This is a genomic window from Natranaerofaba carboxydovora, assembly GCF_022539405.1.
GTDB classification, from domain to species: domain Bacteria; phylum Bacillota; class Natranaerobiia; order Natranaerobiales; family Natranaerofabaceae; genus Natranaerofaba; species Natranaerofaba carboxydovora.
The window spans coordinates 1,796,578-1,817,939 of record NZ_CP054394.1 but is presented as its reverse complement, the minus strand read 5'-3'; the positions used below and the strand labels follow the sequence as shown (position 1 = coordinate 1,817,939).

27 protein-coding genes are annotated in these 21,362 nt (G+C 34.9%); 13 read left to right on the top strand and 14 right to left on the bottom strand.

What is annotated here, in order from left to right; all coding sequences use genetic code 11:
- Window positions 1-55 precede the first annotated feature (55 nt).
- The 3 genes from ACONDI_RS08715 (at window position 56) to ACONDI_RS08705 (ending at window position 5,184) form a co-directional block, all read left to right on the top strand.
- Window positions 56-2,161, top strand: coding sequence for an FAD-dependent oxidoreductase (locus tag ACONDI_RS08715; protein WP_241078148.1), 2,106 nt, complete (start codon window positions 56-58; stop codon window positions 2,159-2,161).
- Between the two features lie 88 nt (window positions 2,162-2,249).
- The gene (locus ACONDI_RS08710) at window positions 2,250-3,104 is read left to right on the top strand and encodes a hypothetical protein (RefSeq protein WP_241078147.1); all 855 of its coding nucleotides are present in this window, start codon (window positions 2,250-2,252) and stop codon (window positions 3,102-3,104) included.
- Window positions 3,105-3,261: 157 nt separating this feature from the next.
- The gene (locus ACONDI_RS08705) at window positions 3,262-5,184 is read left to right on the top strand and encodes an AAA family ATPase (RefSeq protein WP_241078146.1); all 1,923 of its coding nucleotides are present in this window, start codon (window positions 3,262-3,264) and stop codon (window positions 5,182-5,184) included.
- Between the two features lie 15 nt (window positions 5,185-5,199).
- On the opposite strand, the gene ACONDI_RS08700 is transcribed toward ACONDI_RS08705, so the two are convergent.
- Complete coding sequence (locus tag ACONDI_RS08700) at window positions 5,200-5,439, bottom strand: MTH865 family protein (protein WP_241078145.1); 240 nt, start codon at window positions 5,437-5,439, stop codon at window positions 5,200-5,202.
- A gap of 174 nt (window positions 5,440-5,613) precedes the next feature.
- On the opposite strand from ACONDI_RS08700, the gene ACONDI_RS08695 reads away from it, so the two are divergent.
- Window positions 5,614-6,033 (top strand): CBS domain-containing protein, encoded by a 420-nt coding sequence (locus ACONDI_RS08695; protein ID WP_241078144.1) that lies wholly within the window; start codon window positions 5,614-5,616, stop codon window positions 6,031-6,033.
- Window positions 6,034-6,219: 186 nt separating this feature from the next.
- On the opposite strand, the gene ACONDI_RS08690 is transcribed toward ACONDI_RS08695, so the two are convergent.
- A complete protein-coding gene (locus ACONDI_RS08690) occupies window positions 6,220-6,717 on the bottom strand; it encodes a flavodoxin family protein (protein ID WP_241078143.1) in 498 nt (165 codons plus the stop codon).
- 182 nt (window positions 6,718-6,899) lie between these two features.
- Here ACONDI_RS08690 and ACONDI_RS08685 point away from each other — a divergent pair, with 182 nt between their 5' ends.
- Window positions 6,900-7,163: a metal-sensitive transcriptional regulator gene (locus ACONDI_RS08685; RefSeq protein ID WP_241078142.1), complete on the top strand. Its 264-nt coding sequence runs from the start codon at window positions 6,900-6,902 to the stop codon at window positions 7,161-7,163.
- Window positions 7,164-7,210: 47 nt separating this feature from the next.
- Here the strand turns inward: ACONDI_RS08685 and ACONDI_RS08680 are convergent, their stop codons facing one another.
- Together ACONDI_RS08680 and ACONDI_RS08675 are read right to left on the bottom strand one after the other, a co-directional pair.
- Window positions 7,211-7,534 carry a hypothetical protein gene (locus ACONDI_RS08680; RefSeq protein ID WP_241078141.1) on the bottom strand — a complete coding sequence of 108 codons (324 nt, stop codon included), beginning with the start codon at window positions 7,532-7,534 and terminating at the stop codon, window positions 7,211-7,213.
- A 53-nt stretch (window positions 7,535-7,587) separates the two neighbouring features.
- Window positions 7,588-7,749, bottom strand: coding sequence for a hypothetical protein (locus ACONDI_RS08675; protein ID WP_241078140.1), 162 nt, complete (start codon window positions 7,747-7,749; stop codon window positions 7,588-7,590).
- A 212-nt stretch (window positions 7,750-7,961) separates the two neighbouring features.
- Here ACONDI_RS08675 and ACONDI_RS08670 point away from each other — a divergent pair, with 212 nt between their 5' ends.
- Window positions 7,962-8,189 (top strand): heavy-metal-associated domain-containing protein, encoded by a 228-nt coding sequence (locus ACONDI_RS08670; protein ID WP_241078139.1) that lies wholly within the window; start codon window positions 7,962-7,964, stop codon window positions 8,187-8,189.
- Here the strand turns inward: ACONDI_RS08670 and ACONDI_RS08665 are convergent.
- From ACONDI_RS08665 to ACONDI_RS08650, 4 genes are all read right to left on the bottom strand, one after another.
- Window positions 8,186-8,593, bottom strand: a complete 408-nt coding sequence (locus ACONDI_RS08665; protein ID WP_241078138.1) for a tellurite resistance TerB family protein — start codon at window positions 8,591-8,593, stop codon at window positions 8,186-8,188. The two genes, ACONDI_RS08670 and ACONDI_RS08665, sit on opposite strands and share 4 nt — an antisense overlap.
- Before the next feature lie 192 nt (window positions 8,594-8,785).
- A complete protein-coding gene (locus ACONDI_RS08660) occupies window positions 8,786-9,433 on the bottom strand; it encodes a 2Fe-2S iron-sulfur cluster-binding protein (RefSeq protein ID WP_241078137.1) in 648 nt (215 codons plus the stop codon).
- Between the two features lies 1 nt (window position 9,434).
- A complete protein-coding gene (locus ACONDI_RS08655) occupies window positions 9,435-11,348 on the bottom strand; it encodes an NADH-ubiquinone oxidoreductase-F iron-sulfur binding region domain-containing protein (RefSeq protein ID WP_241078136.1) in 1,914 nt (637 codons plus the stop codon).
- Complete coding sequence (locus ACONDI_RS08650) at window positions 11,345-11,893, bottom strand: NADH-quinone oxidoreductase subunit NuoE family protein (protein WP_241078135.1); 549 nt, start codon at window positions 11,891-11,893, stop codon at window positions 11,345-11,347. The genes ACONDI_RS08655 and ACONDI_RS08650 overlap by 4 nt, the downstream gene beginning before the upstream one ends.
- Before the next feature lie 192 nt (window positions 11,894-12,085).
- On the opposite strand from ACONDI_RS08650, the gene ACONDI_RS08645 reads away from it, so the two are divergent.
- Together ACONDI_RS08645 and ACONDI_RS08640 are read left to right on the top strand one after the other, a co-directional pair.
- Window positions 12,086-12,319, top strand: coding sequence for a YkuS family protein (locus ACONDI_RS08645; protein ID WP_241078134.1), 234 nt, complete (start codon window positions 12,086-12,088; stop codon window positions 12,317-12,319).
- A gap of 20 nt (window positions 12,320-12,339) precedes the next feature.
- On the top strand, window positions 12,340-12,702 hold the full coding sequence (locus tag ACONDI_RS08640; RefSeq protein ID WP_241078133.1) for a hypothetical protein: 363 nt from the start codon (window positions 12,340-12,342) through the stop codon (window positions 12,700-12,702).
- Between the two features lie 184 nt (window positions 12,703-12,886).
- On the opposite strand, the gene fabG (ACONDI_RS08635) is transcribed toward ACONDI_RS08640, so the two are convergent.
- The 3 genes from fabG (ACONDI_RS08635) to ACONDI_RS08625 are packed head-to-tail and all read right to left on the bottom strand — an operon-like array spanning window position 12,887 to window position 16,033.
- Complete coding sequence (gene fabG, locus ACONDI_RS08635; protein ID WP_241078132.1) at window positions 12,887-13,708, bottom strand: 3-oxoacyl-[acyl-carrier-protein] reductase; 822 nt, start codon at window positions 13,706-13,708, stop codon at window positions 12,887-12,889.
- Between the two features lie 18 nt (window positions 13,709-13,726).
- Window positions 13,727-14,824 carry a class III poly(R)-hydroxyalkanoic acid synthase subunit PhaC gene (gene phaC, locus ACONDI_RS08630; protein WP_241078131.1) on the bottom strand — a complete coding sequence of 366 codons (1,098 nt, stop codon included), beginning with the start codon at window positions 14,822-14,824 and terminating at the stop codon, window positions 13,727-13,729.
- 18 nt (window positions 14,825-14,842) lie between these two features.
- A complete protein-coding gene (locus tag ACONDI_RS08625; RefSeq protein WP_241078130.1) occupies window positions 14,843-16,033 on the bottom strand; it encodes a poly(R)-hydroxyalkanoic acid synthase subunit PhaE in 1,191 nt (396 codons plus the stop codon).
- A 186-nt stretch (window positions 16,034-16,219) separates the two neighbouring features.
- Between ACONDI_RS08625 and ACONDI_RS08620 the strand changes: the two genes are divergently transcribed.
- The 3 genes from ACONDI_RS08620 to ACONDI_RS08610 all read left to right on the top strand — a co-directional run bounded on the left by ACONDI_RS08620 (window position 16,220) and on the right by ACONDI_RS08610 (window position 18,352).
- Window positions 16,220-16,504 (top strand): hypothetical protein, encoded by a 285-nt coding sequence (locus ACONDI_RS08620; protein ID WP_241078129.1) that lies wholly within the window; start codon window positions 16,220-16,222, stop codon window positions 16,502-16,504.
- Window positions 16,505-16,541: 37 nt separating this feature from the next.
- Entirely contained in the window at window positions 16,542-17,276 is a 735-nt protein-coding gene (gene fabG, locus ACONDI_RS08615) for a 3-oxoacyl-ACP reductase FabG (RefSeq protein ID WP_241078128.1), read from the top strand.
- A 323-nt stretch (window positions 17,277-17,599) separates the two neighbouring features.
- Window positions 17,600-18,352, top strand: coding sequence for a hypothetical protein (locus ACONDI_RS08610; protein ID WP_241078127.1), 753 nt, complete (start codon window positions 17,600-17,602; stop codon window positions 18,350-18,352).
- On the opposite strand, the gene ACONDI_RS08605 is transcribed toward ACONDI_RS08610, so the two are convergent.
- On the bottom strand, window positions 18,335-19,414 hold the full coding sequence (locus tag ACONDI_RS08605; RefSeq protein ID WP_241078126.1) for an alpha/beta fold hydrolase: 1,080 nt from the start codon (window positions 19,412-19,414) through the stop codon (window positions 18,335-18,337). The genes ACONDI_RS08610 and ACONDI_RS08605 overlap by 18 nt on opposite strands.
- Window positions 19,415-19,628: 214 nt before the next feature.
- Here ACONDI_RS08605 and ACONDI_RS08600 point away from each other — a divergent pair, with 214 nt between their 5' ends.
- Window positions 19,629-19,913, top strand: coding sequence for a hypothetical protein (locus tag ACONDI_RS08600; RefSeq protein ID WP_241078125.1), 285 nt, complete (start codon window positions 19,629-19,631; stop codon window positions 19,911-19,913).
- Between the two features lie 17 nt (window positions 19,914-19,930).
- Entirely contained in the window at window positions 19,931-20,071 is a 141-nt protein-coding gene (locus ACONDI_RS08595) for a hypothetical protein (protein ID WP_241078124.1), read from the top strand.
- A gap of 89 nt (window positions 20,072-20,160) precedes the next feature.
- On the opposite strand, the gene ACONDI_RS08590 is transcribed toward ACONDI_RS08595, so the two are convergent.
- On the bottom strand, window positions 20,161-20,541 hold the full coding sequence (locus ACONDI_RS08590) for an Asp23/Gls24 family envelope stress response protein (RefSeq protein WP_241078123.1): 381 nt from the start codon (window positions 20,539-20,541) through the stop codon (window positions 20,161-20,163).
- Between the two features lie 106 nt (window positions 20,542-20,647).
- Window positions 20,648-21,262 carry an inorganic pyrophosphatase gene (locus ACONDI_RS08585; RefSeq protein WP_241078122.1) on the bottom strand — a complete coding sequence of 205 codons (615 nt, stop codon included), beginning with the start codon at window positions 21,260-21,262 and terminating at the stop codon, window positions 20,648-20,650.
- Window positions 21,263-21,362: the final 100 nt, after the last annotated feature.

Here is a 21,362-nt window from a genome sequence, read left to right as displayed (position 1 = left end):
TGTCATTAATGAGGTTTAATATTATTTTATTTATAAAAAAGGGAGGATTGAAACAATGACAAAATCCCATATTGAAGTATTTGAAGGATTTCCTGGGAAACCACCTTGTGAATATGGATGTCCCATAAGCCAGGAGGTTAGGGAGTACCTTCGTTTTATTGCAACAGGTAACTTTGACGAGGCATTAGAGACTATTATGAGGACTAATCCAGTTTCGTCTGTATGTGGAACTATTTGTGCTCATCATTGTGAAGATGAGTGCCGCCGTCAAAACGTTGATGAGCCGTTGTCTATTAGAGGTCTTAAAAGGGCAGCAATAGCATACGGGGACGGAGAGTACCCACAGCCAAAAGAAAACAAAGGCAAGAAAGCTGCCGTCATAGGTTCGGGCCCGGCAGGACTTTTAGCTGCTTTTGATTTGACCATGGAAGGATATTCTGTAACAATTTTCGAGAGACAAGAAAGACTTGGTGGCGCACCGCGTAACTACATTCCATTGTATCGCTTGCCTGATGAAACAATCGACAGAGATATAGAAAACCTTAAAAAAATTGGGGTAGAGTTCAAAACAGGGGTAGAATTCGGCACAGACATAAAGGTAGAAGATTTGAAAAATGATGGTTATGAAGCTATTGTCTTGGCTTTGGGCCTTGCAAATAGCCGGGGGCTTCCACTTCCTGGTGCAGACAACGAAAATGTTATAATGGCGCTTGACTTCTTAAAAGCCACTAAAAGAGAGAACTATCGAGTGGAAGGCAAAGAAGTTATAGTTATAGGTGGTGGAAACGTTGCAATGGATGTTGCACGTACTGCTGTAAGAAGTGGCGCTAAGAAAGTAAAGCTGGCTTGTCTAGAGAGCTATGACGAGATGCCCGCCTTCTCCTGGGAGATTGAAGAAGCTGAGGAAGAAGGAGTAGAACTTAATTGTTCCTGGGGACCAGACAGAATTGTAGTTGAAGGGGATAAAGTAACCGGCCTAGAAGCAAAAGAATGTGCCTGTGTCTTTGATGACAGTGGTAACTTTAACCCTCAATTCTGTGAAGATAATAAAAAAACAATTACCGGTGATATGGTAATCTTCTCTATTGGACAAGGTCCTGACTTGGAGGCGGTAAAAGAAGCAGGACTGCCTGTTGACGAAAGAGGGAGGCTAGTAGTAGACCATAGTACTTTAAAGACACCAGTAGAAGGTGTATTTGCCTGTGGTGAGATTGCTACTGGTCCAACTACTGCTGTTCGTGCAATGTCAAACGCGAGAGTTGCAGCTCAAGCGGTGAAAAGTTATCTAGAAGGTGAAACTTTTGTAAGCGAGATGGTAGAAGAAGAAGAGCCTCTTCCACAGCTTGAAGATGATGTTAAAGAAAATATTGTGGAAATTAAGCGTAATGAAATTCCAATGCTGTCTCCTGAAGAACGCTGTGACAACTTCAAACCTATAGAAAAAGGATATTCTCTAGAAACCGCAGTATGGGAAGGACGTCGCTGCCTTGGATGCGCTGCAGGGGCAGAGAGAATTGTTGAGAATTGTGTAAAATGTCTTACTTGCATGAGAACTTGTCCTTATGATGTGCCTAAGATTGATGAAGAAGGTAATATGATTATTAGAGACTATCAGTGCCAGGCTTGTGGACTATGTCTCACAGTATGTCCTAATATTGCTATAGAATTTAGAAGCACTTATATTGAAGAAGCAGAGGAACAAATTGAGCCTACTGTCCAAAAGATAAATGCTTCAAAGTCAGGAGATGAACCTTCAATATTAGTTTACTCTTGTGCTTATGGCGCATATGCACTTCCTGAGTTTAAAGACAAATTTATGAACGGAAAACCAGCTAATATTGGTGTAGTAAGATTTCCTTGTATCTCTAAGATAGATTCGACTCATATTTTAGAAGGCTTCCAAAGCGGAGTAGACGGAATTATTATAGCTGGTTGTGAGGAAGATACTGAGTCCAATGAAGAGAAAGTTTGTCCATTTATACAGACAACCTACTGGGCAGAAAAGAGAGTTGGATATATTAAGTCAATATTAAACGAAGTTGGTATAGAAGAAGAAAGAGTAGAATGCTTGACCCTTACAGCTGATCAGGTTTCTAATTTCAATGAATCTATTAAAGAGACAGTCAATAGAATGAAAGATTTAGGTAAAGCTTTAAGCTAATAAGACCCATGGTTTTAATGAACTTTAATACAGAACAACGCTTTGACTTGCGTTGTTCTGTATTATTCTATTTTTGGGGGTAAACATAATGGTGTTCAAAAAGCAATTAAATGAAACAAGTATTGAGAAAGCTAAGACCAATCTTTGGATAAAAGATTATTATGTAGTTATTTTTGTTGCTTTGATTTTACTTACTTCTTACATTGCTATTTATCTGGTGGATATACATAATTTTTTGGGTATTAGAGACCGCATGCATGCCCATGATGGGCTTAGTGTTCCTTTTTTGTGGGATTACTTGTTTACTGAAGGTGGACCTATTGAAATATTTCAATGGTTATTTATTGGTTTATTTATGATGACAAGTGCTTACATTGCAGGTATTTTGAATGAAAGAAAGGAAAATAAAGCTGCGATATTTTGGCTTTTATTAGCAATTGCTGGTGTATTTATGATTATGGAAGACGCTGGAAATGTAAGACATTTTCTGACTACTAGATTTGTTTTATTATTTAAAGATGGAATGATCTATAGAAGTATCACAGAACTTGCATATTTTTCCCTTATGGCTTTGATTCCTTTAATTGCTTTAATTAAATACTGGAGATATCCTTTTAGTAACCGTAGAACTGCTTTATTCCTTTTGGCCGGTTATTTTTTCTATGGAATTGCTGTCGGGATGTCTGGAACAAGAGATATAATGTTTTGGTATCAAACCGCTGGAAATGTTCTATATAATTTGAGTATCTCCCTTGGTGGCGGAGAAGAGCTATTGATGCTTTATGAAGAAGTCGATCAATATTTGGCTGACATAGGGTCTATAGAAGTTAGGTATAGAATGATGGATTATTTAGTAGAAGAAAGCTTTGAATTGTTGGGGGCAAGCTTTTTGTGGACTTCATCAATCTCTTACTTGGAATATATCAAAAAAGATTCTAACTAATTAAAGTAGAATCAACAATTTAGTATAGTTATAAAATATTTATGTAGAAGGTATTTTGGAGAAAAAAGTCGAAAATTAGACTATGTAAGATATAATAGTAAACTTGTGTTATTTGTATCATTAAGGGTTTAATTCTTCTAAGCAGGGAGGAATAGGAATGCAGTTAGAAGCTGTACGAGTTCTTAACTGGCAAAACTTCAATGACTCGGGCTGGGTAAATGTTAACAAACCTGTAACAACTCTTGTTGGAAAAAATGAATCTGGGAAAACAGCTTTTTTAGAAGCTTTGTATAGGCTAAATCCTGCTTATTCCCATGATAGTAAAATAGATAAGAATGTTGATTACCCAAGATGGAGAAAAGTAAGTGATGAAAAAGAAAGTGACCTAAATGAAGCATCTTTTATTATTGGGAAATTTTCCTTGGGTCAAGATGAAAAGGGTGCACTAGAAGAGCTTATAAAAGCTCCTTTGCCTGATCTAGTGATGGTAAATGTGGTGAGGACTTATGGAGACAAACTACATTTTACATTATTAATAGATGAGAAAGATGCTGCCATGAATCTTATGAGAACTGAAGAGATACGTAAAGGTAGCAGGGATCCAGAAAATTTGGATGAGGTATTTCAAATTGCCAAAAGCACTAAATCTAAAGGAATAACAGGGTTAAAAGGATTGAAAAATAAAATTAACAGATTAAATAAAATTATAAATGGTGAACTTACAAAAGACATACAAAACCTTCTATCTGAATATATGCCGATTTTCTTTAGACATTCACAATTTAGCCAACTTAAAGGTAGTTTTTACTTACGAGAACTATTAGAAAGAAAAAATGAAGCGCCTGATACTCTTACCAGGGAAGATATGACTACAATTGAACTTTTAAAACTTGCAGGTATGGAAGGGCCCGAGTTAATATCAGAAGATAGTGAGAGAAGGATTGCCAGTTTGGAGGCAGCTGCTGGCAACATTACTAATGAAGTATTTGAATACTGGTCACAAAACAGAGATTTAAAAGTTAGATTTGAAACTAGAGAACAAATTAAAAATGATGAAAAAGGAAACCCCAGCCATATAGATACAAATGTTGATATAAGACTAGAAGATCTGCGTCATGAGATTACTACAAATTTTGACAGGCGATCTTCTGGCTTTAAATGGTTCTTTTCTTTTGTAGCTGCTTTTTCCTCCTTTAAAGATAAAAATAATGTGATAGTATTACTGGATGAACCCGGGCGTTCGTTGCATGGAAAGGCACAAAAAGATTTTTTGAGATTTGTCGATGAAAAATTATCTTTAAATAATCAGGTGTTTTATACTTCCCATTCACCTTTTATGGTGGATCCTACTAAAATAGAAAGAGTGAGGCTTGTTGAGGACAGAAGTACCAAAGAAGCTCCAGGCAGGGGGGCAGTAGTTTTAAATGATATAGTCCCCCAAAATCCTGATACTATATTTTCCATAAGGGGAGCGATAAGTTACAATTTGGCCAATAATATGCTCTTTGAACATGAGGGTGATCACTTAATTGTAAGAGAATTTAGTGACCTAATGTGTTTAGAACTTATAAATGACTATTTAAAAGAGTTAGGGCGTATTTCTCTAGATAGCAGGTTTAGCTTGGTACCATTAGGTAATATGCAAAATATACCTTTGTTTGCAGCAATGAATGAAGGGCTGACAAATGCTACCTTACTTATAGACTCCTCAACCAAAGAGATGAAAGCTTTTGACGGTTTGTTAAAAAATGGACTTCTATCAACAACAAGAATAATTAGTCTTAGCCAAATTACTGAGAAAGATGAATGTAATATAGAAGATCTGTTTGCGATAAATGAATACTTAGAAATTTTTAATACTACATTCAACAAGAAGATAACATTGGCAGATATCGAAAAAACAAAGCCTATTGTTAATCAAATCTATAATTTAGCAGGTAGGTATCGAAGAGAAGAAGCGTTCTCTTTTATGTTAAAAAACAAATATGCAATCTTACCAAAATTAAGTGAAGAGACTATTAAGCGTTTCGAGAAGCTTTTCGAATATATAAACGAAACTAAAAATCCGCAAAGTGATTAATTGCGGATTTTTTAATTATAAGTTTGCCCTTACTATGATTGCTCTTACTGCTTCTTCCGGGCTTTCTAAAGGATAGTCAGAATCTTTTAATAAATTTTCTGCCGCTTCTGCCGAGATTTCTATATCCCCAATTTTGTAAGTTGTATCTGCACCCCTGGGAAATGCTGTCAAGAGCTCTTGAGGGCCTTCAATCGGGAATTTTGCATTTTTTATAGTTTCTTTCAATTCTTGTTCGAGTATTTTTTTATCGGACAATTATTGCACCTCCATAAAAATTTGGGGGTTTTTAATTTGTTTTTTTTTATTATGTACACTAAGAAGTAAATTACTATAAAAGCAATAAAAAATCTAATAAAGATTAATAATACAGGTTGAATAATGAAAAAATATAAATGTAGTAATACTACAAAACAAAGGAGTTGTCGAGTAATGAAAGTAAAAGATATAATGACGTCAGAAATCTACAGTATTAACAAACAAGAAAATATCGCAAGAGCAGCCCAAATTATGAGAGAGTCAGATATTGGTGCTTTGCCAGTTACTGATGGAGAAAGAATTGTAGGTGTGTTGACTGATAGGGATATTGCTGTCAGAAATGTAGCAATGCAGCATAACCCAGAAATTCCAGTAGAAGAGGTAATGACTGCAAATATAATTAACTGTAGTCCAGAAACAACAGTGGAAGAAGCATCAGATTTGATGGCTAAATATCAGGTTAGAAGACTTCCTGTAATCGAAAATGGAAATCTTGTAGGAATGGTTTCGTTGGGTGATCTTGCAACCGAAAGTAGAACAGATGAAGAAGCAGGATATACTTTATCCCAAGTTTCACTGGACGAAGAAAGATAAATATTAAAAACCCCTTACTGCTACCAACGTATCGCAAGAATTTGCAAAAATCTTGCAAATTAAAAGCTCACTTTTGGTAGCAGTAAGGGGTTCGATATGGCAAATCACAAATTTTTCACCAATTAAAAAAATGGCAGTTCTCTGAACTGCCATTAATTATTAAGATGGTTGGTAGCGGGCAGGTGTTTAAGTACATATACTTTTGGTTAAATGTGCAATCTTTTGTCCGTATTCCCTACATTTAGATAATATTTCATCATCAGGAGTACCAGCAATAATTTGTCCAAATGCTTCTTCTTTATTAATGCCAGGAACAATCATCCCCTGTTCTAAAAAAAACTGTACAAGGGAAAGTATTGCAAGCTCTGCTCCCTGGATATCTACACCATAAGATGTAAAACATCCTCCAATTTTATCTTCGAGACTGATATTATTCTCAAAACTGCTTTCTAAAAAATCGTTCATAGGTGATGCTAGCTTGCCATAATGTATAGGAGCTCCAACAATAATACAATCGTAATTTTCTAATTCGTGCATAACTATGTTATTGTCACTAATATTATATAGATCCAGGTTAAAATCTGAAGCACCTAATTCTGTATTTTTTATACCTTCATATATGGCATTAGCCATTTTTTTTGTATTGCCTGATTTGGTATAAAATAATATAAGATAATTTGCCATTTTTTTCACCTCTTCCAATTAATTATAATATATTTTATCAAAATTTGTTTCTTATGCAAAAAGCCTTTCAGATAGCTTTTCAGATATATAAGTTTTAGCTTAGCTCTTGCTTTGACAATAATCAGATGGTATGATATTTTGTATAAAAAACTACCCCAGGGGGCAGGGAAGGAGGATTATCGATGGCACAAAGAAATAAAGAAGAGCTTTTGAGAATAAAAAATATTATTGGACATTTAAAAGGCGTAGAAAAAATGATAGAAGAAGAAAAATACTGTATAGACATTATAAACCAAATTTCAGCTGTACAGTCATCTTTAAAAAAATTAAGTGATCAAATGTTAGAAGGCCATTTGAACTCTTGTGTAAAAAGTGCGATTAAAAAAGGTGATGATGAAGAAGTTATTAATGAACTAATGGAAGTATTTAAACACCGGGGAAAATAGTAAAAAGGTTGGCCAAAATAGGGGTTTGACCAACCATCAAAATTTAATTAAAACATCATCATATTGTCATGGTGATTATTGTCATGGTGATTATCTATATTGTCATGATGATTATTCATCATTTCGTCCATAGAGCCATCTTCACCATGGCATGCCTCATACATTTCTTCCCCTTTTTCTTCATTCATCTCATCGCAATTTTCATACATTGCGGTTACTTCTTCTTCATTCAAATCAGGATTATCCTGCTTCATTAATTCTAACTGCTCGGAAGATAGTTCTTGATTGTTGTCAGCTTGTGTAAAACCTACAGTTACTGAGATTGCTAATAACGCTACTACAGCTAAAATTAAGAAAGTTTTAAATTTCATTTTATTTCACCTCCCTTCCAAAAATTATATTTCCTGTCTCAAAAACAATTTTCTTAATGACAATTTTTATTTTCCGGATTTTGTGTATTATGACCTTGATCATTATCCTTTCCATGTTCTTGCCCTTTGTGACATCCACCTTTCATAAATAGCATCATAATTATGTGGATTAAAGGGCATATTAGTAATACAAGCCAGATTGGATTATTAAACATATTGGAAATACCTCCTCCCCCGTGGGATGGGTCTATTTTAACATAAAAAAACAAAGCCGGTCAACTACATAATGGTTTGTAGGGGATTGTTTTAAAAATTGAAATTTAAAAATTATATTATATTTGACAGTTCGGGACGAAGTATGGTATTTTATTAAGTGACCAATACGCCCCCTGTGGGGGAGGGTAAAAATAAAATGGAGGTGTAAATTATGTCAAAATGCTGTGGCGATAATTCGAAAGATATCCAATTAAAAGTTGAAGGTATGTCTTGTGGACACTGTAAAGCAGCTGTTGAAAAAGCATTAAATGTAGATGGGGTAAAAAATGTCGAAGTAAATCTTGAAGAAGGTCTTGTAAAGGTTTCATTTGATCCTGGTTTAATTGAGGAAGATCAAATAAAAAGTATTATTACTGAAGAAGGATATGCAGTTACTTAGTCAATATCCGATTCAATTAACTCCATTCCTTTTTTATAAAGCTCATTAACTCTGATCACCCAATTTTTGACGCTGTGATAAAAGTGAAACGAAAAGCCAAAAGCTTCTTTTAATTTATAAATAACCTCTTTTTGTTCTTCATGGTATATTTCGTCTGCAAATGCTAATGCAACACATTCTATAAAAATTGCTCTTTTAGATTTTTCAGAGTCAATTTTTTTGACAGCTTCTTCTATTGTTAAGTTTTTGAATTCTATTTCATTTTTATCTAATTGTAATTGGTCAATATAGTGGTCCAAAAAAGTCTGTTCAGTTGCATCAATATTCCCATTGGCCTTGGCGACATTATTTGCAATTTCTAAAAAGATAACTTTTTCTTTTTCATTAAGATTACTTAAATACATTTTGGTCACTCCTTTTTACTGGTATGGAAGTAATATTTCAACATAAAGTCTATATTTACCTTCTAATACTTATGATTTGTTGACCAATTATTTTATTAAAGTTCAATTATAGCTTATTGTTAATACTTATTAAAAGCACCTGCCTGATACCATAAGTCACGTTGGTAGAGGCAGGTGCTTTCGCTGGTTATATTATTCTTTGAAATACAATGCTCCTACAGGACAAGCTTTAACACATTCTCCACACTCGATGCATTTTGATTCTGAAATAGGAAGATTTTTAAAAGTAGATATACATCTTTGTAGGCTCCTTTCAGTGAAACCAATTGCGCCTACTTTTGCAATTTCTCTATCTGCATAGATACAGCGTCCACAAAGAACGCAACGATTTGGATTCATAGCAAAAGTTTTTGGTGAGTCATCTATTTCTGCTTCTTTCTCTGAATCTCTAAAGCGTTTTTGTTTCAGCTTGAGTCCTCTTTCTTTAGATATTTTCTGCAGCTCGCAATTTTTGTTTTTGGGACATTTACCGCAGTTAAGATCGTGATCAGCAATTAATAGCTCAAATGCAGTCTTTACAAGTCTATCTACTTTGTCAGATCTGGTCTTTATAATCATTCCATCAGTAACTTTTTCACTACAAGCTGTTACAGGTTCATCTTTTCCTTCAACCTCGACATAACAAAGCCGACAGCTCGCAGCTGGTTTCTTTAAATCTTTTATTGCACACAAATTTGGAATATAAATATCATTCTCTAAAGCTGCCCACAGTATTTTTTCGCCCTCAGGGACTTTTAACTTTTTCTCATCAATAGATATTGTTACTGTATTTTTACTCATATTAATTCCCTTCCTTTTCTTCAAGTTCTTTAAGCTTTTCAGGAGGTGATAGCTTTTCGACTGCGTAATATTCAGGTGGACAAGCTTTTAGGCAATTGTCACACTTAACACATTTTTCTTGCTCGATAGCTTTTAGACCATCATCTCTAGTATAAATAGCTTCAGTAGGACAGCTACCAACACAAGCACTGCAAAGTTTACTGCATCTTTCGGGAACGATATAATATACTATTAAGTCCTGACACATTTTGGCAGGGCAGACCCCATCATTAATATGAGCTAGATATTCATCTTTAAAATAACGCAGGGTAGTCAAAACAGGATTTGGTGCTGTCTTACCAAGATTACATAATGACCCATCTTTAATGTCAACTGCTAGCTCTTCTAATAATTCGAGCGATTCCAAGGTGCCTTCGCCTTTAGTGATATCTGTCAAAATATCAAGCATTTGCTTGGTGCCAAGGCGACAGAAAGTACATTTGCCGCAGGATTCCTGTTGGGTGAATTCAAGAAAATACTTAGCTACTGTAACCATACAGTCATTTTCGTCCATAACAACTAGGCCGCCAGAGCCCATCATTGCGCCTGCTTCTCCAAGTGAATCAAAGTCAATAGGGATATCCAAAGCTGATTCAGGGAGACAACCCCCGGAAGGACCCCCGATTTGGACTGCTTTAAATTCTTTTTCTCCGGGTATGCCTTCTCCTACGTCATAAATTAGAGTACGAAGGGTGGTACCCATTGGAACTTCTACTAGGCCTGTATTATTAATTTTACCAACTAAGGCAAAAACAGCTGTGCCTGGGTTACCTTCAGTTCCTGTAGATTTGAACCAGTCAGAGCCATTATTTATAATTAAAGGTACATAGGCAAAGGTTTTTACGTTATTTAGAACAGTAGGCTTGTCCTTATATCCTGACTGGGCCATTCTTGGTGGTCTTGTCTGAGGTATCCCGGAACCACCTTCCATTGACTCGATCAAAGCCGTAGCTTCTCCACAGACAAAAGCTCCGGCACCTTGAAAGACTTCTAAGTCAAAGGAAAAGTCGCTTCCTAGTATAGAATCACCAAGCAGGTTCTTTTCTTTTGCCTGCTCTATTGCCTTCTGAACTTTTTTTACGGCTTGAGGATATTCAGATCTAATGTAAAGATAACCTTTCTTGGCACCTATAGTATAAGCACAAAGGACCATTCCCTCAATTACCATGTGGGGATTAGATTCAAGCATTATTCGGTCCATAAAGGCACCAGGGTCCCCTTCGTCAGCATTACAGATGACATAGCGCTCATCTCCATCGTTACTCAGGCAAGCTTCCCATTTTTTACCTGCCGGAAAACCTGCACCACCTCTTCCTCTTAAGTTTGCATTTTTTACCTCTTCCAAAATTTCCACTGGACTAGAGGATAGAGCTTTTGACAAAGCTTGATAGCCGTCTCGGGAAACATAATGGTCGATTTCTTCTGGATCTATAAAGCCGCATTCATTTAGAATTTGTTTTTCTTCATAAACCCCTCTCGGAAAATCAGCAAAAGTAGGAAAAAAGTCGTTCACTTCAGTAGCTACTAATGCAAACTCAAAGCAAGGATCATCTTCAATCAAATAATTTTTGATCAGACTCTCTACGAGGCCTTCATCAACATATCCATAGACTAAAGTAGGAAAACCAGGTCTAGATATGAATATTATCGGTTCAGCATAACAAAATCCCATGCAACCGACTTCTTTTACCTCAGCTTCTATATTGTTTTCATCTAACTTATTAATAAAAGCATCTTTAACCTCTTTAGCACCTGCTGCAAGACCACATGATGCAGAGCCAACATATATAACCGTTTTATCATCTAACGAAGCTATATTTTCTTCTGCTTCTTTTTTAATATTTTGAAATTTTTGTTCAATGGAAGTACTGCTCATTTTTCTTCCCCTTCCTTTGGTTTGTCATCAGATTTTTCATCAGTATTATTTTCTTTTTTGTCCTCGTCATGTGAAAATAAAAGTCCATCTACACGAGTAGGTGTAACATGACCTTCAATCTTGTCGTTTACTACGACTACAGGAGCCATAGAACAACATCCTACACATGCTACCCTCTCTAAACCGTACTTACGATCTTCAGTAGTTTCACCTTCTTTTATATCTAGTCTTCTTTCAAAAGAATCTAAAGCTATTTCGCCTCCCACCATATAACAGGCGGTGCCCATGCAAACCTTAAATTGGTTTTCGCCTGGTGGGTATAAACGAAATTGATTATAAAAGGTTACAACTTCAAAGACATCAACTTCTGGAATATCTAATGATTCTGCAACCTTTTCCATAGCAGGGCCAGGAACATATTGAAGCCTGTCTTGTAAATTTTGCAAAATAGGAATCAAATTCTCCGGAGTGTTTTCAAACTCATTTAAAATGCTGTCAGCTACTTTCTGCACAGTTTCTATTTCTTCCTTGGATAGTTCTAACATGGTCTTTCCCTCCCTTTAAACACACTTAGCTATATTCTAACATGATATTGTATAGAGTCAACATCTAACGGAAGCAACTTATCCGAAAATTAAAAGAAGTTTTTGAATGAATGTTGAATTATAATAAAACTGTTTTGCTATGTAAATGATAAAAATGTAAAAGTTAAGTAATATAAAAAGGAGATGATAAAATTGAAAAAGGTAGCATTAGAAGAAGATCTAAGTCATCTTGAAAACCCTTTAAGGGAAAATGGGTTTGAACCGGTTGAAATTGATAGTAACGAGCAGGTTTCGGCTATTATAATTTCCGGCAGAGATGAAAATATGACAAATGTGCAAAATGTAGAAGCACCTGTACCTGTGATAGATGCTAGAGGGTTAGACGGGGAAGATATTATAAGGGAGTTAAAGAGTAAACTTATTTAAACTTTTGAGGTGGTGATTATTTGTTTTACAATGAATTTAATGATAAAGTATATAGATTTGAAGAAGATTTAAACTATTTGAAAAGGACAGGAGAACTTGATAAAACGCTGGAAAGTATGTTGAACTTTGCTAATTTTTTTGATCAAAAAGTTTTGGTGAAAAGTCCTGACAAAACTGCAGGAATAGAATTTAAAGATGAAATAGTTAATAAAAATCCAGATGCATCGAGGTACCTTGATGACTATTTTTTAAATTCTTTTTCTAGATTTAGAGATGAGTTACATGAAGAAGAACCCAGTACCGAAAAGATTATACAAGAAGGCATGGAAATTTTGCAAAGGCTAAGAGCTTTTACTAAAATATCTTCCTCTAGCTCGTATTAGATGGTTCGTATTAAACTTTCTATTTAAACGCTTACCCCCACCTTCTAAGGTGGGGGGTTAAATAACAAATGTGATCCAGGCTTTAAAAAGTGATATGATCAAAGTTTTGTTTTTGATTGCAATACATCTTGATGAGAAAGCAGGAGAAATAAGGCCTAATGACAGGATGTCATTAGGCCTTATTTTACATGTACATTCCTCCGTTGATGTTTATCGTTTGACCTGTAATATATGTACCATGAACGATCAAAAATGTTACAGCATGGGCTATTTCTTCTTTATCAGCAAAGCGCCCCATGGGGATTTTCTTAATTATTTTTTCCTTTATATTATCCGGAATTTTTTCTGTCATTTTAGTTTCTACAAAACCAGGGCATACGGCATTCACTCTTACATTGTACTTTATCATTTCCTGGGCTAAAGATTTTGTAAACCCAATAATTCCTGCTTTTGCTGCAGAGTAGTTACATTGTCCCATACCACCCATCTGGCCAATTATTGAGCTTATATTTATTATACAGCCATCTTTTTGCTCCTTCATTGCAGGAAGTACAGCATTTGTACTGTTAAATACACCATTTAAGTTAACATCCACTACTTTGTACCAATCTTTAGGCTCCATCTTGGTCATCAAGTTATCCTTTGTAATGCCTGCATTATTAATCAGCAAATCTATTTTGCCAAACTTATTGTAAGTTTGGTTAGCTAAATAATTCATATCATCAACCTGTGCTACATCTCCTGCAACGGACAGTACTTCACTTCCTTCATCTTGGATTTTACTTACTACTTCCTGGGCTTGTTTTTGACTCTTGTTGTAATTAATAACAACGTTAGCGCCAAGCTTAGCTAATTTTTCTGAAATTGCAGCTCCAATTCCATTGGCACCACCGGTTACAACCGCTACTTTATCTTCTAATGGTAATGGCTGTAAGTCATAGTCTAATTTTTCTAAAATATAATTGTCGTTTAGTTTTTTTGCGGTTGAACTATCAGAAGCTGACATTTTATCTTCCTCCTTTAATTAAAATTTGTAATGTCTAACAGATTTTGTTCCATCAGAGCGTTTGTTTAACCACTCTGCTACTCCAGGTGCTACTTCTTTTTGAGATTTTGAACCTACATAAATGCCTATATGTCCACCTCTGACAGAAAGAGTATCTTTATCAATGCTAGATATTGCGTCATTTAGAGGTTTACTGGTTGATGGAGGTACTAGGTGATCTTTTTCGGCAAAGACATTTAGTACAGGCATATTAATATTTTTGAGGTCTACTTTACGCCCGCCAAGTTCAAACTCGTTATTTATCAACTTGTTTTCTTGATAAAGGTCCTTAATAAACTTTCTGAATGCTTCCCCTGCCTGGGCAGGGCTGTCAAAAATCCATTTTTCCATCCTTAAAAAGTCTTTTACTACTTCTGGATCATCAATATTATCCAAAAGCCCTACATATTTGTCTATGTTTAACTGAAAAGGCTTAAGCATTAAAAAGCCAAAATTCATAAAATCTCCTGGAATCACACCATAAGAATCAACTAATTTGTCAACGTCCATAAATTTACTCCAGTGAAACAAAAGACCGTCTACTTTAGAAAAATCTATAGGAGAGACCATTGTAACAAGATTTTTGATTTTTTCTGGATACAGAGCTGTGTATATAGTACCGAAAGTGCCGCCCTGACATACTCCTAACAGGTTGATTTTGTCCACATTGTTACGTTCGCGTATGACGTCTATGGCATTGTTCATATAAACGTCAATATAGTCTTCCATAGTAACGTACTTATCTGACTTATCGGGGTAACCCCAATCAATTATATAAACGTCCAACCCTAATTCTAGCCAGTTACGTATGACACTATTTTCCTCATGAATATCCATCATGTACTGGCGGTTTACCAGGGCATAAACTATTACTGTCGGTACAGCACTTGTTTCTTTATTTACGGGTTTATAATGATAAAGCTTCATTTTGTCTTCTTGATATACCAACTCTTTAGGGGTACTAGCTACATCTACATCTTCTTGGCTAATAGAAAGTAGGGTATCTGCTCCCTTTAGCAGATTTTTTTGCGTTCTAAAGATCTCTTCTGCGTTTTTTTGGACATCAATAGCAAACATTGTGGTTTATCACCTCTTTTAGATATGTTTTGATTTCATTTTCATTTCTTTTAACTCTGCCTGAAGGTTTTCGATTGTTTTTTTGTGGTCTTTAACCTGTTTATTTAACTCATAAATTTTACTGTAAACACTGTCCATGTCATGGTCTGTTGGTATAGGTAATTCATTTAAAGCTTCCATTACCAGGTCATCATGCCTACGTTTGAAAGTTACTCCTGCATCAACTAGATTACCTAGCATCTTGGCAAAACTTTCTTGATTAAATAGATTTAAGTAAACTTCTTCGTTTGTTTCGATCCAGAGGTCATAAAATTCTTTAAAAGTTTTTGGAGGGTTACCTTTTTCGTTTTCTTCCTGAATTTTGCTCATTAATTTGTCCATGGCATCATAACCAACTTTATAAAGAGAAAGAGAAAATTCATTGGTTGAATAAACATATTCCAAATAAGCTTCAATACTCTTTTGTATTTTTTCGTTGGTTTCTCTACTAAATCCCATAGCAGGTATATTGAATACCTTCCCATAGGAATTTTGAAAAGCTTCATGCCATGTTCTAAAGAATTCATTAAGAGCGCTTTGATCACCTTGGACTGCTCGATTAGTAGAATCATGAAAATTATCAAAACTTTCCATCCACGGCTTTGTAAAATTCTGCATGGTGTCATTAAAAGCTTTGTTTACGTCGATACTTCCTTGAAAAAAGGTTCTAAGAGGTTCAGGTAAATTTAGGGCAAAAAACTGCTGCAAAGTTTGATTGTAATTATCCATCATGTCCCTTGTAACTTGATTTAAACGGTTTGGGTCAAAATTTTGTGGTCCGGACAAAAATGTATTCCAAAATTCATAAAGCTGGTTAAGCAAATTACTTGAATCATTGAATATTTTTTTAGAAGTTTCTTCATCTACACCCATGGGAAGAGGCATAGATTTGAACCATTGTGTGAAAAAATCGTTTGTGCTACTAGGCATATTTTGATTAGTATTTGCAAAGGGCATTGGCATCATGGGCATCTGCATTGTATTATTACCATTACCTCTAAACGCATCCTGCCAAAACTTCATCATTCTCTCAAAAGGTTCTCCTAAATTGCTTTGTGTATTATCAGGCTGAAATAAAAGCATGTTTTTCTTCCACATATCAAAAAACCTTTGCTGACTATCTAGCATGCTTTTTAGGATATCGTTGCTTTTATGGGTTTGTTCAGTCAAAGTATCTACCTCCTGCTTTCTTTATTTCTAAAATTATATTTTATCGATTTAAATTGCCTACATAAGTAGAGTTTGTACTTTTCAGTCCTTTTATATACAAAATATCAGGAAAAATTTTATCGCATAAAGTATAAAACTTGCGGGGATATTATAATTACAATTTTTGAAAGCAGAGGTGACTACTATATGAAAAATATATATGGATATTTATTTTATAAATATAAGCAATATAATGAAGAATACGGTGAGAATTTTGGTGGAGAAATTGACAAAAACAAATATTTAGAGGAGTTTTCAAATGAACTTTCTGACTTTTCTTCTATTGAAGAAAGCCAAGAAGAGGCTGATATTTTAAATGAATTAGGTGAACTTATTGATGGTAATGAATCTTATAATTCTTATGATAGTGAAAATATAATCAATTCTTACCTGTTAGAAATGAAAGAAAAATTTAGCAAGGGTGAAAAATAATAGTGAGAAATAATCAACGTAACGGGAGGAATTTGTTTTGCGATTAAAAGATAAAGTAGCCATAATAACAGGAGGCGCTAGAGGGATTGGTGAAGAAACTTCAAAACGTTTTGCAGGTGAAGGTGCAAAGGTAGTAGTGGTTGATTTGATAGACGAAGCAGATGTTGTTAGTGAAATAAGTAAGAATGAGGGAGAGGCCAAATATATTAAAACCGATGTATCAGATATGGAACAGGTTAAAGATATGGTATCAAAAGTAAAGGATTATTATGGAAGAATAGATATACTTGTGAATAATGCGGGGATTACAAGAGATGGCAAATTAAAAGATATTTCAAAAGAACACTGGGAGCAAGTAGTTAAAGTAAATTTAACAGGTGTATTTAATTGTACGCAGGTCGTATCTGAGATAATGATGTCTCAGGGCAGTGGGAAAATAATTAATGCTTCATCGGTAGTAGGTATATATGGTAATTTTGGCCAGACAAATTATTCTGCTACTAAAGCTGGCGTTATAGGAATGACTAAGAGTTGGGCCAAGGAGCTAGGGAGGAAGGGAATAAATGTCAACGCAGTAGCTCCGGGTTTTGTCAAAACACCAATGACAGAAAAAGTGCCAGAAAAAGTCTTGACTATGATGGAAAATGATACCCCTCTAAAAAGGCTAGGGACACCAAGGGATATAGCTAATGCTTATCTATTCTTAGCATCTGATGAGGCGGATTATATAAACGGTACCGCTCTTGAAGTAACCGGGGGGCTTACGTTATAAGTTACAATATTGGTTACAACCTAGAGGAAAAAATACAACTATTTTTAGAGACATATTATTTTAGGTTACCTAAGCAAATAAAAGGACTTAATAAAGAATTTCCTGGTTTATTAGGACCAAGTTCAAAAGATTGTCGCTTATTCTACGAAAACGAAGGAGCAAAAATATATCACTATTTTGCTAAATCTACTGAAAATTCAAATAGGCTACAAAACAATAATATTTTTATGGTCTATGCTACGATTAATCGTTCATACATACTTGACCTTTATCCTAACTGTAGTTTAATAGAACATCTTTGTCAGGAAGGGTTCAATGTATTTTTGCTTGAATGGAATCCTGAACCAAATTGTAATGAATCATGTTCAATTGAAGAACAGATCTTTTCTTATATGATGGAGGCAGTTTTTGAAACCATAAAAGCTTGTAACATTGAAAAAATAAACCTGGCTGGTTATTGTCAAGGAGGGACTTATGCTTTAATAGCTCTATACTTTTACCCTGAGGTTTTTAGAAGGGCGGTTTTTTATAACATACCGATAGATTTTACTACAGCTGGTCTTTTTGAACCTACTAAGGCTTTACCTAAATTTTTTATAGATATTCTTCCAACCGATACAATTCCTTTTCAAATCACTGATATTCCAACATATTCGGGTGATATTTTGATGGGGGATATTTTACCGGGGATGCCGTTAATGAAAAGTTATAAGTGGTTTCGAGCTGTGAATAAGTGGGAGAATGATGCCGTCCCGATGCCCAAAAATATCTTTTCTCAGTGGATTAAATTATTTTATCAAGAAAACCGTCTATCCAATAACAACTTAACCTTTGGTGGCACAAAAATAATTCTTGAAGATATCAAAACGCCAATTTTGAGTATAGTAGCTGAGGTTGATGATATTGCACCTAAAGAAATGGCAGCTCCGATTAAAAACCGTTTACCAAATGGTAAAGAGTTGTGTGTTCGGGGGGGTCACCTAAGTACGACCGCTGGCCATTTTGCAATTAAGCATTCATGGCCAGCAACAGTTAGTTGGTTTAGAGATGATAAGTTATTAAGCAATATTGGCTAGGGTTTTACTGACAGTAGTCCAGTGATTTTTTAGTGCGCTTTTTCCCATTAAAGTACCAATATGACCACCTTTAGTTGTTATTTCTATGATATCTTTTTTTGGTGTAGAAATATGATTTTTCATATCAAGACACTGGTTAGGAGGAGTTATATTATCTTTTTCTCCAGCCATTAGAATTACAGGGCAATCTATTTTAGTTAGGTCTACACACTTGTCTTTTGCCTCTATTTTGTCATTTAATTCTATAGTTCCTGGATTAACCATGCCATTATTCTTAAATATCTTTTCTACAACTTCTAAATAAAACTTACCCGGTAGATCCTGTGTTAATTCGTACCAGTTTGTGAACCTATCAAATCTTTCTAAACCATTTTCATCCTCTAACCAAATTAAATTCCAAAGGTCAATATACTTTTTGTAATAATGCTTATGGGGATCCATATTCTTAAAGCCCGCTAACATATGATCACCTTTTAGTAGTCCAAAACCTGAAGCCACAAGAGATTCATAAAAACTCATTGGTAGATTATCTATGAAATCATTTAGAGGGCCTCTTTCAGCTTCTAAGTTAATAGGAGCTGCTGCCACAACAAGGCTAGAGATTTTTTGGGGGAAAAGGGAGGCATACATAGCTGCCTGCCAACCACCCTGGCATTGACCTACTAGATGTATGCTGTCATGGCCTGTCCTACTACTAATATTATGAACAGCATCATTAGTTAGACGGATATAATCGCTTATATCGAAGTTTTTGTGCTTATAATTTGGACTTAACCATTGTGCTACATAAACATCAAAACCGTATTTATGAAAAGTATTAACAAGACTTTGGTTTGATGAATAATCTGTAATGTTACTGTGATGACCTGCCTGAGGTGGTAGAACAAGTATAGGTTTACCCAGTTTCTTGTGTTTGTTTGGGAAATACCTAAGCCTTAATGTGTCTTTTTCTAGGGATACTTCATTAGGAGTTGACCAATAAGGTTCTGGTTGCTTCATAAGTCTTACAAAAAATTTCACTTGCTTGGCATATAAATCTAGCCAAGGATTCCAATAAAACATATATTACTCCCCTTTTAGTTTAAGTGTTAGTTTACATAACTACTGGTAGTCCTTAGATATATTTCGACAAAGTTTAATATTAACCTTCGGAAAAGTAAGAAAATGAAAGAATTGGAAAACTTAAATACATAATTATTCAATTAAATGACAAACTAAGGGTATGTGACCATAATTTATAAACCATTATTTATACATAAGGATAGGGGAGGGTACTATGTCTAGCGTTATATTTTATAATGAAAACAACATTCCAGCTTATGTTACTGATTCACCAACAGCTATTGTTGATGAGTTAACTTATGCTATCCTTAGCTTAGGAGATATAGAAGTTATTGAACCACGCCTTAACAAAATGAAACATATTTATGTCAATTATGGCTTACAATATAGAGCTAAATATTTGAAATTAATAAAATTACCTTTAAATCAAGACTTTATTAATAAAGTCAATTCATCAGAATGTAAACAGCATATAAAGAAATATTTGGAACACAATTAGGAGAAAATCTCATAAGAATGATATTTTATAATCGAGGCATACACGAAATCCAAAATAGAAAGATGGATTATATTACTTTTGGAGATAGAGACGGGTGGAGAAGCATGGGCATGGTGCTTTTGATGACAAAAAATATGAATTTGATGATAAAATTTTAAGTTTTTTGGAAGAAAATTAAAACCCCGATCCTGATTAATAATAGATGGATCGGGGGAAGCATACATGGTTTTAAGAATGCTAATCCTGCTTATTCGTTTTCTTCTTGATTTAATTCTGAATCAAACTTAACGCCCTGAATGTTTACTTTAATTGATTCAACTTCGTACCCTGTCATAGTATGGATGGTTTCTCTTATTGCATTTTGTATATCTTGTGATATTTCTGGGATCTTGATACCATATCTAATAGTAACACTTACAGCGACATTTATTTTGTCATCTTCTGTTCTCTGAATATTAATACCTCTGCTTATATCTTTCTTTCTTACTTTTTCTGCTAGATTTCCCACCACGGAAGTACCCATCATTTCCTGAACACCGTCTACTTTACTAACCGCTATCCCTGCTATGGTTTTCAAAACATCATCTACTATATAAACACTATCTCCTTTGTATTTTTGCACAGTCATTAAAATCTCCTCCTCTTTAGACTAAAATCAAGTCTTAATTAAGTAACCTTATTTGTAAGTTATGTGAATTATAATGCTAATATGCCTAAATTTGTACTATTACACTCTAAGAAAAATTGTCCAGATAATCCTCATAAGAAAGTCTTATAACTTCAAACGCTTCCTCTTTGTCATAGCGCCCTGCCAAATAACATTTTTTGTCCTGGCCTTCTGGCATTTGTTTATATGTCAAAAAGAAATGTTCTAAACGCCTGATAACAGTTTCAGGACAATCGCTTATATCATTCCAGTCTCCATATAGGGCATCGTTTACTAAAACTGACAGGATTTTGTCATCGGCTTCACCATCATCAAGCAAACGAAAACCTCCGATAGGGCGGGCTTGTAATAAAATATCGCCATGTGGTACAATCTTTTCGGTCAAAACGCATATATCTAGAGGGTCATCATCGCCTTTTACTTCCTCCTGATTGGTTTTCTTTTTGCAAAGATCTCCTACCTTGTCACCGCAGTACGTTTGAGGGATCATTCCATATAAAGATGGATAAATGTTTGAATATAGCTGTGGCCTGTCAATTTTAAGTAGACCAGTTTCTTTATCTAATTCATATTTAACTGTATCACTTGGGACAACTTCAATAAAGGCATTGACGGTGTCTGGCCAATTTTCTCCAATACTTACCCCGTGCCAGGGATGTGCTTTGAACCTTTGATCACCCATAAGCTTACCTCCTAGACAAACAAAATTTATAGCTCCCTAACATATAGTTCATCACTAATATCTTTAATCCTGCTTAATATTACCAATTATCTTATATTTA

Coding starts and splice junctions, on each gene's coding strand:
- ACONDI_RS08705 (WP_241078146.1), top strand. CDS start 3,262: ATGCAGTTAGAAGCTGTACGAGTTCTTAACTGGCAAAACTTCAATGAC.
- ACONDI_RS08605 (WP_241078126.1), bottom strand. CDS start 19,414: ATGTTTTATTGGAATCCTTGGCTAGATTTATATGCCAAGCAAGTGAAA.
- fabG (WP_241078132.1), bottom strand. CDS start 13,708: ATGTCAGCTTCTGATAGTTCAACCGCAAAAAAACTAAACGACAATTAT.
- ACONDI_RS08590 (WP_241078123.1), bottom strand. CDS start 20,541: ATGACTGTGCAAAAATACAAAGGAGATAGTGTTTATATAGTAGATGAT.
- ACONDI_RS08695 (WP_241078144.1), top strand. CDS start 5,614: ATGAAAGTAAAAGATATAATGACGTCAGAAATCTACAGTATTAACAAA.
- ACONDI_RS08650 (WP_241078135.1), bottom strand. CDS start 11,893: ATGTTAGAACTATCCAAGGAAGAAATAGAAACTGTGCAGAAAGTAGCT.
- ACONDI_RS08665 (WP_241078138.1), bottom strand. CDS start 8,593: ATGTATTTAAGTAATCTTAATGAAAAAGAAAAAGTTATCTTTTTAGAA.
- ACONDI_RS08595 (WP_241078124.1), top strand. CDS start 19,931: ATGATATTTTATAATCGAGGCATACACGAAATCCAAAATAGAAAGATG.
- ACONDI_RS08690 (WP_241078143.1), bottom strand. CDS start 6,717: ATGGCAAATTATCTTATATTATTTTATACCAAATCAGGCAATACAAAA.
- ACONDI_RS08685 (WP_241078142.1), top strand. CDS start 6,900: ATGGCACAAAGAAATAAAGAAGAGCTTTTGAGAATAAAAAATATTATT.
- ACONDI_RS08585 (WP_241078122.1), bottom strand. CDS start 21,262: ATGGGTGATCAAAGGTTCAAAGCACATCCCTGGCACGGGGTAAGTATT.
- ACONDI_RS08675 (WP_241078140.1), bottom strand. CDS start 7,749: ATGTTTAATAATCCAATCTGGCTTGTATTACTAATATGCCCTTTAATC.
- ACONDI_RS08680 (WP_241078141.1), bottom strand. CDS start 7,534: ATGAAATTTAAAACTTTCTTAATTTTAGCTGTAGTAGCGTTATTAGCA.
- ACONDI_RS08620 (WP_241078129.1), top strand. CDS start 16,220: ATGAAAAATATATATGGATATTTATTTTATAAATATAAGCAATATAAT.
- ACONDI_RS08670 (WP_241078139.1), top strand. CDS start 7,962: ATGTCAAAATGCTGTGGCGATAATTCGAAAGATATCCAATTAAAAGTT.
- ACONDI_RS08660 (WP_241078137.1), bottom strand. CDS start 9,433: ATGAGTAAAAATACAGTAACAATATCTATTGATGAGAAAAAGTTAAAA.
- ACONDI_RS08715 (WP_241078148.1), top strand. CDS start 56: ATGACAAAATCCCATATTGAAGTATTTGAAGGATTTCCTGGGAAACCA.
- ACONDI_RS08710 (WP_241078147.1), top strand. CDS start 2,250: ATGGTGTTCAAAAAGCAATTAAATGAAACAAGTATTGAGAAAGCTAAG.
- ACONDI_RS08600 (WP_241078125.1), top strand. CDS start 19,629: ATGTCTAGCGTTATATTTTATAATGAAAACAACATTCCAGCTTATGTT.
- ACONDI_RS08655 (WP_241078136.1), bottom strand. CDS start 11,348: ATGAGCAGTACTTCCATTGAACAAAAATTTCAAAATATTAAAAAAGAA.
- phaC (WP_241078131.1), bottom strand. CDS start 14,824: ATGTTTGCTATTGATGTCCAAAAAAACGCAGAAGAGATCTTTAGAACG.